Source organism: Pseudomonas sp. NKUCC02_KPG (assembly GCF_019345465.1).
GTDB lineage: Bacteria > Pseudomonadota > Gammaproteobacteria > Pseudomonadales > Pseudomonadaceae > Aquipseudomonas.
In genome coordinates this window covers 177697-192032 of the sequence record NZ_JAHKRC010000010.1, presented here as the reverse complement: position 1 = coordinate 192032, position 14336 = coordinate 177697, and the positions used below count along the sequence as shown (strand labels likewise).

At 61.7% G+C, this 14336-nt stretch carries 13 protein-coding genes; 10 read left to right on the top strand and 3 right to left on the bottom strand.

Annotated features, from left to right (window positions below):
• Window positions 1-13 precede the first annotated feature (13 nt).
• Together KO536_RS15425 and KO536_RS15420 are read right to left on the bottom strand one after the other, a co-directional pair.
• Window positions 14-616 (bottom strand): TetR/AcrR family transcriptional regulator, encoded by a 603-nt coding sequence (locus tag KO536_RS15425; RefSeq protein ID WP_219262323.1) that lies wholly within the window; start codon window positions 614-616, stop codon window positions 14-16.
• A gap of 347 nt (window positions 617-963) precedes the next feature.
• On the bottom strand, window positions 964-1947 hold the full coding sequence (locus tag KO536_RS15420) for a flavin reductase family protein (RefSeq protein WP_219262322.1): 984 nt from the start codon (window positions 1945-1947) through the stop codon (window positions 964-966).
• A gap of 198 nt (window positions 1948-2145) precedes the next feature.
• Between KO536_RS15420 and KO536_RS15415 the strand changes: the two genes are divergently transcribed.
• The 4 genes from KO536_RS15415 to KO536_RS15400 all read left to right on the top strand — a co-directional run bounded on the left by KO536_RS15415 (window position 2146) and on the right by KO536_RS15400 (window position 8076).
• Complete coding sequence (locus KO536_RS15415) at window positions 2146-3579, top strand: coniferyl aldehyde dehydrogenase (RefSeq protein ID WP_219262321.1); 1434 nt, start codon at window positions 2146-2148, stop codon at window positions 3577-3579.
• Window positions 3580-3881: 302 nt separating this feature from the next.
• Window positions 3882-5591, top strand: coding sequence for an FAD-binding protein (locus KO536_RS15410; protein WP_219262320.1), 1710 nt, complete (start codon window positions 3882-3884; stop codon window positions 5589-5591).
• An 8-nt stretch (window positions 5592-5599) separates the two neighbouring features.
• Window positions 5600-7297 (top strand): FAD-binding protein, encoded by a 1698-nt coding sequence (locus KO536_RS15405; protein WP_219262319.1) that lies wholly within the window; start codon window positions 5600-5602, stop codon window positions 7295-7297.
• On the top strand, window positions 7297-8076 hold the full coding sequence (locus tag KO536_RS15400; RefSeq protein ID WP_219262318.1) for an SDR family oxidoreductase: 780 nt from the start codon (window positions 7297-7299) through the stop codon (window positions 8074-8076). Before KO536_RS15405 ends, KO536_RS15400 begins: the two co-directional genes overlap by 1 nt.
• A 242-nt stretch (window positions 8077-8318) precedes the next feature.
• On the opposite strand, the gene KO536_RS15395 is transcribed toward KO536_RS15400, so the two are convergent.
• Window positions 8319-8471, bottom strand: a complete 153-nt coding sequence (locus KO536_RS15395; RefSeq protein ID WP_219262317.1) for a hypothetical protein — start codon at window positions 8469-8471, stop codon at window positions 8319-8321.
• Between the two features lie 141 nt (window positions 8472-8612).
• Between KO536_RS15395 and KO536_RS15390 the strand changes: the two genes are divergently transcribed.
• From KO536_RS15390 to KO536_RS15365, 6 genes are read left to right on the top strand one after another with little or no spacing between them, the layout of a single operon-like run.
• A complete protein-coding gene (locus KO536_RS15390; RefSeq protein ID WP_219262316.1) occupies window positions 8613-9398 on the top strand; it encodes an SDR family oxidoreductase in 786 nt (261 codons plus the stop codon).
• A 56-nt stretch (window positions 9399-9454) separates the two neighbouring features.
• Window positions 9455-10423, top strand: a complete 969-nt coding sequence (locus KO536_RS15385; RefSeq protein ID WP_219262315.1) for an OB-fold domain-containing protein — start codon at window positions 9455-9457, stop codon at window positions 10421-10423.
• Window positions 10424-10435: 12 nt separating this feature from the next.
• On the top strand, window positions 10436-11569 hold the full coding sequence (locus KO536_RS15380) for an acyl-CoA dehydrogenase family protein (protein ID WP_219262314.1): 1134 nt from the start codon (window positions 10436-10438) through the stop codon (window positions 11567-11569).
• The gene (locus KO536_RS15375; RefSeq protein WP_219262313.1) at window positions 11541-11960 is read left to right on the top strand and encodes a MaoC family dehydratase; all 420 of its coding nucleotides are present in this window, start codon (window positions 11541-11543) and stop codon (window positions 11958-11960) included. The genes KO536_RS15380 and KO536_RS15375 overlap by 29 nt, the downstream gene beginning before the upstream one ends.
• Before the next feature lie 17 nt (window positions 11961-11977).
• The gene (locus KO536_RS15370; RefSeq protein WP_219262312.1) at window positions 11978-13156 is read left to right on the top strand and encodes a lipid-transfer protein; all 1179 of its coding nucleotides are present in this window, start codon (window positions 11978-11980) and stop codon (window positions 13154-13156) included.
• 10 nt (window positions 13157-13166) lie between these two features.
• The gene (locus KO536_RS15365; RefSeq protein WP_219262311.1) at window positions 13167-14336 is read left to right on the top strand and encodes an acyl-CoA dehydrogenase family protein; all 1170 of its coding nucleotides are present in this window, start codon (window positions 13167-13169) and stop codon (window positions 14334-14336) included.

Sequence of the window (14336 nt, the reverse complement as noted above, 5' to 3'; positions counted from 1 at the left end):
AGCAGGCTGCATCTCAGCGTTTGGCCGCCACAATTGCACCGATGATTATGTGGGTGAGTTCCTCAACGACCTCCAAGGGGGAGTCTTTAAAGTCGTCCTGGCAATAAAGGGCAAAGCTTTGAAGCATTCCGATGATCACGCGAGCCAGCATCAACATCCTGCTTGTTGGAAGGTTCGCCCCATCCACTTCGGTGTTAATGACAGAAATAAGGCATTGAGCGTACTCCTGGCGAAGCATGGTAATGCGCTCGCGTTGTGCGCTGGAAAGATTGATTATTTCTCGATCAATCAGCGCGAGCTTCTTCGGATCGCTCGATTGGAAGGTCAGGAATGCCTGGACGAACAGTCTTAGCCTGGACTGGTTGGTGTTTATACGTTTCAAGCCGAGCCTGGTACGGTCAAGCAGGTCATCCATTGCTTCTTCCATCAGCTCGAACAGCAGACTTTGTTTGTTCTCAATGTGGTTGTAGATGGAGCCTGGCTGGACGCCAAGTTGTGCTGCGAGATCGCGCAGGCTAGTCGATTGGTAACCGTGGGTACTGAAGAGATCCAGCGCGGTACAGAGCAGTCTTTCTCGCGTATTGGGCATTGGCTGACGCGTATGTGCTTGGTTCACGGGTGTATTCCAATACGAGAATAATTTGAGTCTGCTATGCGCTTGTGCTCTGTCTCACCGCCTGGATTGTTCTTGCGACGGCTTCGCTCTGTTTGGTCAGCCTGCTTGGAACGGGTAGTGATGGCTCCCTTGTGCGTATTGGGCGGCGGTATAAGGCTCGGGGCTTTTCCAGGCGTCCCTCCCTATACAGGGCCAGTTGGACGGGTAGGGCACCTCTTGAGGTTACGAGACGGTCGCGGTCGGACGACAGGCCGCTCTGGAGGCATGGCTCACCTTGCGTACCAGCAACAGCAAACCGTAGCTCCGCCAACCGAGCCTGGCTGGGGGCAGCATGCCCGAGACCACGTTTATCGCGGTGCCCAGAGATCCGGCAAACCGGGGTCACTCACGACAATCAGTCGTTTGAGCAATACCTTCAAGGCTTGTGCATCGGCGGTGCCGAGCTTTACCGCGAGGTCCTCTTCCACCGCCTTGGCCAGCGCCAGTTGGTGCAACGAAACCTCGCGGCCTTGGGCAGTGAGGACAAAACGCAGGGACTCTGCCGAGCCCTCGATCGCCACCAGGCGCTGGTTTTCGAGAAAACGCATGCTGGCCAGCGTGACTTCATGGCCGGTGTAGCTTACGAAGGTATTGATTTCCTCAAGGTTCAGGTTGTCGCGAATACACAAAATCGACAGGATAAAAAATGCCTGCTCGTCCAGGTGCTTATTACTCAGCATCTGCCGTAACGAATTGAGGACCTGGTAGTGTCCGCGCCCCAACAGGTAACCGAGCAGGTCCTCTGTGTAACTGCACTCAGGGGGCGGCGGCGTGGTAGCCAGACGCAATTCGCTGCGTGGTTTGCGGGTCGCCAGTGCATATTGACCACTCTGGAACGCCAGCGGCGCGCGGTCGCTGTGATCGAAGGCGAGGACTTCGCCGACAAAAATCACGTGGTCGCCGCCTTCATACTGGAATGCGGTACGGCATTGAAAACGCGCCGTGCAGTCTTGCAACAGCGGCGCCTCGCTGACGCCATTATCCAGCTTGATTTCAGAAAACTTGTCCTCGCCCTGGGTGGCGAAACGTCCCGACAGTGTTTCCTGTTCGGTGGACAACACATGGACGTTCCAGTGTTTACCGCTGGTAAAGACCGGCAAGCTGCGGGCTTGTTTGGACAGGCTCCAGAGTACCAGCGGCGGATTGAGCGAGACCGAGTTGAAACTGTTGGCCGTGATACCGACGGGTGAGCCGTCTTCGGTCTGGGTGGTGATGATGGTGACCCCGGTGGTAAAGGTGCCGAGTGCGGCACGAAAAGCCTGGGGATCGAAACTGACGTTATGCATTGCCATGACTGGCCTCATGGGGTGGGATTTTCGTAGGGCCAGTATTGGTCGCAACACGGGGTACAACATCGTCTCAACGGACTAACAGATTTGCCCGGTAATCGTCCGATCGGACGAGGCGTCGCGAGGGGGGCGCAGCTAGGGTAGCGGCAAGCGCATCGGGCGCTTCCCGGCCTTGGGGCCAGTATCAGCAAGGGGACACGAATGAGTTCAGTCACATCATCCGTCCAAGGGCTAGCCAGCCTGTTATCCCGGCAAAAAAGTGCATTCGCCAGCGCCGGTGCGGTGAGCGCCGACACCCGCCGACGTCGACTTCAACAAGTCATCGATCTGTTGGTCCGCCACCATGGCGCGTTGACTGATGCGATCGATCTGGATTTCGGCGGCCGGCCTGCCGGTTTCTCGTTGATGAATGACGTGCTGGGCGCCCTGGCCTCGCTGAAACATGCGCGTGACCATCTGCAGGACTGGATGCAGGATGATCCACGTGCGCCTTTTGCGCCTTACGATCAGCTCGGCGCCCAGGCATGGGTGATGCACCAACCCAAGGGTTCGGTGGGCATTCTCGGAACCTGGAACGCACCTTTATATACCCTGTTCAGTCCCTTGGCCTCGGTTCTGGCTGCCGGTAATCGGGCCATCCTCAAGCCGTCGGACGTGGTACCACGCACGGCCGAGTTGGTGGCGCAGCTGTTCGCTGAACACCTTGACCCGCTGGAGATCGGCGTCGTCACCGGCGACGTGGCGCTGGCCGAAGCCTTCAGCGCTCAGCCATTTGACCACCTGGTGTACACCGGCAGTACTGCGACGGGGCGGCTGGTCATGCGCAACGCCTCACAGAACCTGGTGCCGGTAACGCTGGAGCTGGGAGGCAAGTCGCCGGTCATCGTCACCGGCAGTGCCGATCTCAAGAAAGCCGCTTTCAGCATCGCCGTGGGGAAAGCCTGCAATGGCGGGCAGATCTGCATCAACCCGGATTTGGTGTATGTGCCCAGGGCGCGGCTTGAGCCCTTTCTTGAAGCGCTGCGCGCAACCTACGGCGAACTCAACCCTTCGGTGGCCGGTAACCCGGACGTGGTGGCGGTGGTCAATCAGCGGCACCTGGACCGGGTCGAAGGTTACGTACTGGACGCCCAGGCCCGCGGCGCACGCGTCGAGTGCCTGCCCGAACCTCTCGCGCCGAATGCCGAGGACCGGCGCCGGCCCCTGCGTGTGGTGGTCGACCCGGCACCGGACAGTGAGATCATGAGTGAAGAAATCTTCGGTCCTGCCATGGTCGTGCTCACCTATGAAAAACTCGACCAGGTTCTGGACGATATCAATGGTCGTCCACGCCCGCTGGCGCTGTATTACTTCGGCCAAGACCCCGAAGAGCAGCGCTACGTGCTGGAGCGCACCGTGTCCGGCGGGGTGACCGTCAATGATGTGATGATGCATGCGGCGATGCACGATGCGCCGTTTGGCGGTGTCGGCGCCTCGGGCATGGGCCATTACCATGGTCGCGAAGGGTTTCTCGAGTTCAGCCACCAGCGCACAGTGTTCAAGGCGCCGGAGCATGACCCGCGCCGCCAATGGGGACTCTTGCCGCCGTATGGCGAACACTTTTTGGCGGCCATGCTGGCCAGCGTGACCTCATAACAAGGGGTGACCGGGCGCGACAATCGCTACGAAGGCAACGAAGACTCACCGATTAGGCCTCTACACCCACCATGTCCAACGCGCCGCAGACCGGCTGGCCGCGGCGCGGCGTCCTCTGACAGCGCTTGCCTGGGCTTTCGGCCGGTTGTTCCGGCTTTCATGAGCAACCGGCATGGGCCGGGCTCTAGTCCGCTTTGACGATGAGCCCGGCCAGTGCAGAACCGATCATGGGTTGCACTCCGCCAGCGTGCCAACAGCGTCGTAGGCGGTTATTTCTGACCTCAGCTAATGGCATAACAACAATGACGGCTCAAGTTCAGTCTCAGACCCACTACGATGTAATTGTCGTTGGTTCGGGTGCAGGTGCAATGACGTCGGCGGTATTCCTCGCGGATCATGGTTTCAGTGTGCTGATCCTGGAAAAAAGCGACAAGTACGGCGGCACCTCGGCGATCTCCGGTGGCGGTATCTGGATCCCCAACAACCACTATTTCGCCAAACTGGGCGGCAACGACACTTACGAAACAGCCTTGCGTTATCTGCAAGCTGCGGCGGGCGAACATGTCGTTGAAACCCGGCTGCGCACCTATCTGGACAATGCGCCGAAGATGATCGAAGCGCTTACCCGGACCAGTCGGGTGCGCTACGCGGTGGCCGCCAAATACCCCGACTATTACCCGCACCTGCCCGGCGCACTGGACGGCGGAAGAACCCTGGATCCGGAACTCTTCGATACCAGCCTGTTGGGCGAAGAACTGGACAACTTGCGTAAACCTTCGCCGTCGACCTTGCTTATGGGCTGCATCGCCTGGACCGCACGCGATGCGCACAAAGTCATGGCGCGTGGTTTTGGCTGGCGGCTGCTGATCATGGGCCTGATGCTGCGTTACAAACTCGATTTCAAATGGCGCCGCAAAAGCAAGATCGACCGCCGAGCGTCCTTGGGCAGCTCGCTGGTGGCATCGCTGCGGCGCTCGCTGATGGACCGCAACGTGCCGCTCTGGCTCAACACCGATTTTTCCGGCTTGCTTACCCAGGACGGTCGGGTCAGCGGCGTCAGCGTGCGGCGTAACGGTGCCGAGGTGCAACTGCACGCGCGGCACGGGGTGATCCTGGCGTCCGGTGGTTTTGAACAGAACCAGGCACTGCGTGAACAATACTTGCCGCAACCGACCCGCAGGGCCTGGAGTGCGACCCCTCCGGGGAACAACACCGGCGCGGCGCTGGAAGCCGGGCTGGCTCAGGGCGCGGCCACCGCATTGATGGATTGGGCCTGGTGGGCACCGACCATCGCCGTGCCGGGCGAGGAAAAGCCCCGAGGGATCTTTGCCGAGCGCGCCTTCCCCGGTGCCATCGTGGTCAATAGCCTGGGTCAGCGCTTTGTTAACGAGGCCGCGCCATATCTGGAATTTGTCGATGCCATGTACCGCGACAACGGGCTCACAGATGGCAAGTCGGTGCCGGCCTGGGTGATTTTCGATGGCCATTTCCGTTTCAACTACGCGATGGGGCCGTTAATGCCGGGCCAGATCATGCCCGACAGCCGCTTGCGCAAGGAATGGCTGAACAACCTGTACTGGAAGGACAACACGCTGGCCGGCCTGGCCAAACAGATCGGCGTCGATGCCGCCGGTCTCGAAGCAACCGTGGTCAAGGTCAACGACTATGCGCGTACGGGTAAGGATTCTGACTTCGGGCGCGGCGCCAATGTGTTCGACCGTTATTACGGCGACAGCAATATCAAGCCTAACCCGTGCCTGGCGCCATTGCGCAAAGGCCCGTACTACGCCATGCGCCTTGATGCCGGGGACATCGGCACCAAGGGTGGCCTGCTGACCAACGAACATGCACAAGTGGTCCGCGAGGACGGCGCTGCCATCGCTGGCCTGTACGCGATCGGCAACTGTTCGGCGTCGGTGATGGGCACCAGCTATCCAGGGGCGGGCGGCACGCTGGGGCCTGCGATGACCTTCGCTTATGTCGCCGCCAACCACTTGGCCAGCCAGCGATAGGAGATTGTATGGCGACGTTCGATAACAGTTTCTGCATGCCGATCCAGGCACCTTTGCAGATTACCGACATCAGCGGGTTGCTGTGGGACGAGCACTGCGATGTATTGATTATCGGGTGGGGCGCGGCCGGGGCCTGCTCGGCGCTGGAGGCCCGTGCCCTGGGTGCCGATGTCTTGATTGCCGACCGATTCACCGGTGGCGGTGCCAGCGCCAAAAGTGGCGGAGTGGTCTACGCCGGTGGCGGTACACGCCATCAACAGGCGGCAGGTTTCAGCGACACTCCCGAAGCCATGTTTGACTACCTCAAGCATGAAACCCAAAACGTGGTCAGCGACGACACCCTGCGGCGCTTCTGCGCCGACAGCGTCAGCAACCTCGACTGGCTGGAAAGCCACGGTGCGCCCTATGGCCACCAGATGCCGCCGGGCGGCAAGACTTCATACCCGCCTGACGGTTGCTTTCTCTATTACTCCGGGAACGAGCTGGTCCCGCAGCATGGCGGACCACTACCACCGGCACCACGGGGTCATCGCACCGTGGGCAAAGGCCAGTGCGGCGCGGTGCTATATGCTCATCTCAAGGACGCGTGCCTGCGCGCCGGAGCTCGGCCATTGCTGCAAGCGGCAGCCAAGCGCCTGGTGGTTGATGCTCGGGGGCGGGTAGTGGGAGCCGAGATGTGGTGCATGCCGCCCGGCACCCCGCAGGCGAAGTTGCATGCGCGCCTGGCCACTCGTGCCGAGCGTTTACAGAATTTTGCCCCGGGTTACTGCAATAAGCTGCGTCAGCGAATCGGCCAGCTCGAACGGGACTTTGCCCGGCCACGGCTGGTTCACGCCCGAAACGGCGTCATCCTCAGTACCGGCGGTTTCATTTTCAATAGCGAACTGATCAAACGGCATGCGCCGAAATTCGAGCGTAACTTCAAAGTCGGTGCCACAGGCTGTGACGGCAGCGGCCTGCGCCTGGGGACCAGCGTCGGTGGTCAGGGCGCTGGACTGGAGCGAGTATCGGCCTGGCGCTTTATCAACCCGCCGTACAGCTGGCACAAGGGCATCGTGGTCAATCGCCAGGGCCGTCGCTTCTGCAACGAAGAAGTCTACGGCGCCACCCTGGGCCAACCCTTGATGGAGCAGCAGGGCGGGAAAGCCTGGCTGGTGCTGGATGCACCGTTGCGCAAGAAAGCCATTCGTGAGGCGTTGTTTGGTGGCTATTGGTGGTTTCAAAGCTTTCCCGCCCTTGCCCTGATGCTGTTCAAAGTGCGCAAGGGCCAGCATCTGAGCGAGTTGGCCACAATCACCGGGATGAACCCGACGGTGCTGCGCGAATCGGTACTGGCGGCCAACGCAGCAGCCCGTGGCGAGGCGCCCGAGCCTTTCGGCAAGTCGCCGGGCGGACGTCAAGTGCTCGATCAGGGACCGTTTTATGCCTGCGACATTTCCGTGACCAATCCGGTCTTTCCACTGGGTGCCTTGACCCTCGGCGGGTTGCGCGTGGATGAGGGCAACGGTGCGGTGCTCGACGGACAGGGCCAGCCAATACCCGGTCTGTACGCCGCAGGGCGCACGGCCCTGGGCATTCCTTCGCACCTCTACATCAGTGGTTTATCCCTGGCAGATTGCGTGTTCTCCGGACGTCGTGCCGGAGCGGCCGCTGCCCGGTTGATGGATCAGCAGCTGCATCCGACCCTCGCACAAGAGACGACATAATGACGAACAACTGCAACAACAAAGCCGGCCGGGTACAAGGCAAGATCGCGTTGGTGACTGGCGGGGCCAAGGGCATCGGTCGTGCCAGCGTCCGCTTGCTGGCTGCTGAAGGCGCCCACGTGCTGATCAGCGATATAGATGTCGCGGCCGGCGAGGCGCTGGCCGCTGAAATCGGGTCGGCGGCGACCTTTATCCGGCATGACGCCAGCAGCGAAAGCGAATGGCGGCAGGTCATGGCCTACCTGCGCGAGAAGCATGGGCGTCTGGATATTTTGCTGAACAACGCGGGCATCCTGCTGCACGGAAGCATCGAGGAGGCTACCCTGGAGAGCTGGCACAAGGTCATGCGTGTGAACGCAGACAGTGTGTTTCTCGGCTGTCGCGAAGGCATCGCGCTGATGAAGGACAGCGGTGGCTCAATCATCAATCTGTCGTCGATAGCAGCACTCGCCGGGCGCGATGATTACCTGGCCTACAGCGCCTCCAAGGGGGCGGTGGCGGCGCTGTCGCGTTCGGTGGCAGTGTTCTGCCGGCGCCGCAAGTACCGGATTCGCTGCAACACCCTGCATCCGGACGGCGTCCTCACAGACATGACCAGCGGCGGTTTCCCCAAGGGGCTCGACCCGGCAGCAATGACCATCGACAGCGACCCGATGAACCGCATGTGCCTGCCCGAAGACGTCGCGGGCAGCGTGCTGTTTCTTGCCAGCGACGAGTCGCGGGCGATCAATGGCGTTGAACTGCGCATCGACAGCGGGCAAATGGTCATGAGTATCTGAGTCAACCCGGCCCGGTCGACACCATCCGCAGGAGCTTTGCTGCTAAGGGGTATTTGCTCCCACCGGATAGGGTGTTAATTGCCCTCAAACCGGGCCGGACGTTTATCGATAAACGCTGGCATGCCTTTCTTCTGATCCCGTGAGGCGAACAACAATGCAGTGGTCTTGCCTGGTTGTTGATGTCGCCACCGGCAGCGAGCGCCTCGTCACCGCCCGTCAGCACGATGCAATGCACCCCGGGATCACCCCTCCAGCTCACTGACGTGAAACGACAGCTGCGCCTGCAACGCCAGGCTCAAGGCATTGCCCGCCTGAGGGCGATTCAGCCGCAGCAGGGTGGTCACGCCCGGCAGTGTGCGTTCGAGCAGAACCGACGCAGCGAAGGGGGCGGACATGGGCATCCATAAAGACCAGGCAATGCGTAAGTGACCGCCAGTGTCCTGTTCGCAAGGTTAAGTTTTCATCGTCCGTTCAGACGTAGTTTGGCCCAGTGATCGCCCCTAGAGTGACCTTAGTCAGTAGAAAAGGAGCACATGATGGAGCTGCATTCGGGTCTTGATTACAGCGGCAAGGTGGTGCTGGTCACTGGTGGTACCAAGGGTATCGGTGCCGGTATCGCGCTGGGGTTCCTGGCCGCGAACGCACGGGTGATCGTCTGTGCCCGGCGCGAACCTGAACAGGTGCCGACGCAGGGTGGCAAGCGTGCGACCTTCATCGCCGCCGACGTGCGTGACCACGATTCCCTGCAAAGCCTGTTCTCCACCATCGAGCGCGACTTCGGGCGCCTCGACGTGGTGATCAACAACGCCGGTGGCAGTCCTGCCGCCGACGCAGCCACGGCCTCGCCCAGGTTTCATGAAAGCATCATCGGTCTGAACCTGATCGCGCCGCTCAACGTCGCCCAGCACGCCAACCGGCTGATGCAGGCACAGGCGCAGGGCGGTTGCATCGTGTTTATCGGCAGCATCAGTGCGTTGCGTTCCTCGCCAGGCACCGCTGCTTATGGCGCGGCCAAGGCCGGGGTGCTGGCGCTGGTGCAATCACTGGCGGTGGAGTGGGGGCCCAAGGTGCGAGTGGTCACCGTCAGCCCCGGTCTGGTGTTGACCGATCAGGCGCATCTGCACTATGGCTCCGAGGCCGGCATTGCTGCCGTTGCTGCTGGCATTCCGGCCGCACGCATGGCGGTGGCCGAAGACATCGCCAATGCCTGCCTGTACATCGCCTCACCACTGGCCAGTTATGCCAGCGGTTGCAACCTGTTGCTGCATGGCGGTGGCGAACGCCCGGCATTTCTCGGTGCCGCGCAGGTTCTGCCCACCTGATCGACCTATTGCGGCGACCGGATTCGGTGGCCGCCTTCAATGTGAAGGAGACGACTTTGGCTGATTCACAATTGCTATCCAATGTGCGCGCCCTGGTGGGGCGCGAATACGGCCGCGTGTATGCCTGGGACGAGGTCAATGCCCCGATGATTCGCCAGTGGTGCGAAGTCATGGGCGTGGATAACCCGCTATATACCGACGCGGGCTTTGCCTTGGGCACCGTCCATGAGGGCTTGATCGCTCCGCCAGCGATGTTGCAGGTTTGGACCATGGAAGGCCTGCACGCCAACAACTACCCACCTGGCTCCACCGACGAGAACCCTTACGAGGTGCTCAAGGAAATGGAAGCCTACGGCTATGCCTCCACCGTGGCGGTGAACTCCGAGCTGAGCTTCACCCGCCCGGTGCGCCTGGGCGAAAAGCTCTACTACACCACGCGCCTGGACTCGGTTGGCGATGAAAAAACCACTGCCCTGGGCACTGGTTTCTTCGTCACTTTGGTCATGACACATTTCGTCGAGAAGGCCGGCGGCGACGAACCGGTGGGCGAGTTGTTGTTTCGCGTGTTCAAGTTCCGCGCGGCCAATGCCCAGGCACCTGCAAAGGTCGAGTCAGCACCGGTCAAGCCCAAGCGCCCGCTGCCGGGCATCAGCGACGACACGCGATTTTTCTGGGAAGGCTGCGAGAAAGGCCAGTTGCTGATTCAGCGCTGCACCGCCTGCCAGACCTTGCGTCATCCACCGGCTCCGGTGTGCATCCAGTGCCACAGCTTCGACTGGGACACTCTGCAGGCCAGCGGACGCGCCAAGTTGTATTCGTTCGTGGTGATGCACTACCCCGAAGTCGCGCCGTTCGATTATCCCAATCCGATTGGCCTGATCGAGCTGGAGGAGGGCGTACGCCTGATCGCCGGACTGGTCGGTATCGAACGCGATCAACTACAGATCGGCCAGCGCTTGCAGGTCGAGTTCCAGACCTTCGATGACGAGCTGACCCTGCCTTTGTTTCGGCCGGTACATGCGTAGGAGCCAGTCACCATGGATTTCGAATTAAGCGAAGAGCAACGCGCCATTGCGCAGATGGCCGACAGCCTGTTTGTCGACCATTGCCATGACGACTATATGCGTCAGTGGGACACCAGCGGCGAGCCGATGATGGCACCGCTGTGGAAGCTGTGCATTGAGACCGGGCTGCAGGCCCTGGCTATCCCCGAGCAATACGGTGGCAGCGGCCTGGGCATGACCGAGCTGATGCTGGTGTTGCAGGCTCAGGGCAAGGCCCTGGCACAGGTGCCGTTGTGGCGTCATCAACTGGCGGCCGCGACCCTGGCCCGTTTTGACGCCAGCGACAGTGCGGGATGGATCGCCAAGGCGGCGTCCGGCGAGGTGCTGTTGAGCCTGTCGGTCGATGGGTTGAGCAGTGCGCTGGGCATTGAGCTGCAGGGGCAGGCGACTGATGGGGGCTGGTTGATCAATGGCCGGGTTGCTGCCCTGTCCCTGGGTGATCAAGCCCAGGCTGCACTGGTACTGGTACAGGTCGACGGCCAGCCGCGCTTGCTCCTGTTGGACCTGTCAGCGCCCGAAATCCAACGGGTTTCGGCGGTATTGACCCACGGCGAAGCGGTGGCCGACCTGCACATCGAGGGCTTGACCGTGAGCGGCGCAGCGCTGTTGCCCGCCGAGGCCGTTGCCTGGCTGGAACTGCGCAGCGTGGCGGCGCTGGCGGCCCTGCAACTGGGGGTCAGCGAAGAGCAAATCCGCCGCACCGTGGTTTACGTCAGCGAACGCCGGCAGTTCGAGCGCAGCATCGGCAGCTTCCAGGCGGTGCAGATGAGCATGGCCGACACCCATATCGCCGTCGAAGCCTTGCGCACGGTGCTCTGGCAACTGGCCTACCGCATCGATGCGGGGCTGCTGGCGCCCTCCGAAGCCTTGGCCACCGCGTGGATGGCCTGTGAAGCGGGGCACCGCATCGGGCATGTCGCACAACACGTGCATGGAGGGATTGGCGTCGACCTGACGTACCCGATCCACCGTTTTCTCTACTGGAGCCGCGGCCTGTGTCTTGCCCTTGGGGGTTCGGCAGCAAGCCTGGAGCGCCTGGGCGACTGGCTCAACGATAACGACAAGCTGGGATGGAAATATGACCTCGAAGAACACCAAGCGCTTTGAAGACGTGCGCCTCGGCGAAGTGTTGCCGGAATTGGCGGTGCCGATCACGGTGACCCTGATCAACGGCGGGGCGATTGCCACCCGTGACTACTTCCCCGGCCATCACGACGCGGACGCGGCCCGTGCTTTGGGTTCGCCCCATGTGTTCATGAACATCCTCACCACCAATGGCCTGGTGCAGCGGTTCATCGAGCAGTGGGCCGGGCCGCTGGCGCAATTCACCGCGCTGAAAATCAAGCTCGGCGCACCGAATTACCCCGGCGACTGCATGACCTTCAGCGCCAGCGTCACCGGCGTCGATGCGCACACCCGCTCGGTGGAACTCACCTTGAGCGGCAAAAATTCCATGGGCAACCACGTGACCGGTACGGTCGCGCTGGTCCTGCCCTGACAGCCGGAGAGACACAGATGACTGATTCATCGATTTCCGGGCGTGCCGCGATCGTTGGTCTGGGCGCAACCGAATTTTCCAAGAACTCCGGGCGCACCGAATTGCGCCTGGCCCTGGAGGCCACACTGAGTGCCCTCAAGGACGCCGGCATCGACCCGAGCGAGGTCGAGGGTTTCAGCTCCTATTCCGTGGACAAGGTCCCGGAATACGAAATTGCCCGTTTGCTCGGTTGCAAGGACGTGAAATTTTTCTCGCAAGTGCCCCACGGTGGCGGCGCGGCTTGCGGGCCGGTGATGCACGCAGCCATGGCAGTGGCGACCGGGATGGCGAAAGTGGTGGTGGTGTATCGCGCCATGAACGAACGCTCCTGGTATCGCTTTGGTACTGGCAACTACGGGTTCGCCGCGACGCCGACCTTCGACAACGTCAACTACGGCTGGTACATGCCCCACGGTTTCCATACGCCGGCAGCCTGGGTCGGCATGTTTGCCCAGCGCTACATGCACACCTATGGCGCCACCTCCGAAGACTTCGGCCGGGTCGCGGTAGCGGCGCGGGATTTTGCCGCCACCAACCCCCAGGCGTTTTTCCACGGTAAGCCGATCACCCTGGAAGAACACCAGGCTTCGCGCTGGATCTGCGAACCGTTGCACCTGCTCGATTGCTGCCAGGAATCCGATGGCGCCGTGGCGATGGTCATCACCTCGGCCGAACGCGCCCGTGACCTGCGGCAGAAACCGGTGACCATCAAGGCCGGCTCCCAGGGCATCAGTCATGGTCAGCAGAGCATGACCTCGTTCTACCGCGACGACATCACCGGGCTGCCGGAAATGGGCGTGGTCGCCCGCGAGCTGTATCGCCAGTCAGGCCTGGGCCCGGAGTCTTTCCAGACCGCCGTGATCTACGACCACTTCACCCCCTTCGTATTGCCGCAACTTGAAGAGTTCGGTTTTGCCAAACGGGGCGAAGCCAAGGAATTCATCCGCGCCGGGCACCACGCCCGTGGCGGCAAACTGCCGATCAACACCCATGGCGGGCAACTGGGCGAAGCCTACATCCACGGTATGAACGGCATTGCCGAAGCGGTTCGCCAGGTGCGTGGCACAGCGGTCAACCAAGTGGCGGATGTGCAGAACGTTCTGGTCACTGCCGGTACCGGGGTACCCACCAGCGGCCTGATTCTCGGCGCAGATTAAGGAGCAGCCTATGTTCGTTGACCTCACTCCCGAACAACATGCCCTGCGCCACAAGGTGCGGGACTATTTCCAGTCCCTGATGACCCCGGACATGCGCGAGCAGTTGCGTGGCAAGGAAGGCGGCGATCTGTTTCGCCAGACCATCCGCCAGATGGGCCGCGACGGCTGGCTGGCGGTCGGCTGGCCGAAGGCCCATGGCGGTCAGGGCTACGCCGCCACCGAACAATTGATTTTCTTCGAAGAAGCCAACATCGCCGGGGCGCCACTGCCGTTCGTGACCATCAGCACTGTTGGCCCGGCCTTGATGGCCCATGGCAGCGAACTGCAGAAAGAGCGTTTTCTGCCAGGGATCGCCGCAGGCGAAATCATGTTCGCCATCGGTTATTCCGAACCCGACGCCGGCAGCGATCTGGCGGTGCTGAAAACCAGTGCCCGCCAGGACGACCAGGGCTTCGTGGTCAATGGCAACAAGCTGTGGACCTCGGGCGCCGAATCCGCCGACTTCGTCTGGCTGGCGGCCCGTACCGATCCGACCCAGGCGCGGCATAAAGGCATTTCGCTGTTGATCGTCGATACCACGACCCCGGGCTTCTCCCACACCCTGATTCCCACCACCAGTATTCCCACCACGGCCACTTACTACGACAACGTGCGGGTGCCCGGCGAGATGCTGGTAGGTGAGTTGCACGGTGGCTGGAAGCTGATCACCTCGCAACTGAACCACGAACGCCTCGGCCTGGGTACCTGGTCGGACAAGGTCGTGGCGCTGTTTCGCCGGATTTACCTGTGGGCGCGGGCCCGCGACGAACAGGGCCGTCGGGCAATGGACAAGGCCTGGGTGCGCAGTTCACTGGCCGAGTGTTATGCACGTCTGGAAGCGATGCGCCTGATCAACATGCGCATCGCCGCCGACCTGGAGCTCGATCGCATGAACGTCGCGCTGAGCTCGACCACCAAAGTGTTCGGCTCGGAATCGGCGATCGAGATCCTGCGCAAGCTGGCGACGATCGTCGGGGCCAATGGCTCGATGCGCAGCGGCTCGGCGGCCGCCCTGTTGCATGGCGATCTGGAATATGAATTGCGCAGTTCGGTGACCCTGACCTTTGGCGGCGGCACCAATGAAATCCAGCGCGAGCTGATCGCCCAATTTGGCCTTGGCATGCCACGTACCCAACGCTGA

Coding starts and splice junctions, on each gene's coding strand:
- KO536_RS15365 (WP_219262311.1), top strand. CDS start 13,167: ATGTTCGTTGACCTCACTCCCGAACAACATGCCCTGCGCCACAAGGTG.
- KO536_RS15405 (WP_219262319.1), top strand. CDS start 5,600: ATGGCGACGTTCGATAACAGTTTCTGCATGCCGATCCAGGCACCTTTG.
- KO536_RS15420 (WP_219262322.1), bottom strand. CDS start 1,947: ATGGCAATGCATAACGTCAGTTTCGATCCCCAGGCTTTTCGTGCCGCA.
- KO536_RS15380 (WP_219262314.1), top strand. CDS start 10,436: ATGGATTTCGAATTAAGCGAAGAGCAACGCGCCATTGCGCAGATGGCC.
- KO536_RS15410 (WP_219262320.1), top strand. CDS start 3,882: ATGACGGCTCAAGTTCAGTCTCAGACCCACTACGATGTAATTGTCGTT.
- KO536_RS15370 (WP_219262312.1), top strand. CDS start 11,978: ATGACTGATTCATCGATTTCCGGGCGTGCCGCGATCGTTGGTCTGGGC.
- KO536_RS15395 (WP_219262317.1), bottom strand. CDS start 8,471: ATGTCCGCCCCCTTCGCTGCGTCGGTTCTGCTCGAACGCACACTGCCG.
- KO536_RS15415 (WP_219262321.1), top strand. CDS start 2,146: ATGAGTTCAGTCACATCATCCGTCCAAGGGCTAGCCAGCCTGTTATCC.
- KO536_RS15400 (WP_219262318.1), top strand. CDS start 7,297: ATGACGAACAACTGCAACAACAAAGCCGGCCGGGTACAAGGCAAGATC.
- KO536_RS15375 (WP_219262313.1), top strand. CDS start 11,541: ATGACCTCGAAGAACACCAAGCGCTTTGAAGACGTGCGCCTCGGCGAA.
- KO536_RS15390 (WP_219262316.1), top strand. CDS start 8,613: ATGGAGCTGCATTCGGGTCTTGATTACAGCGGCAAGGTGGTGCTGGTC.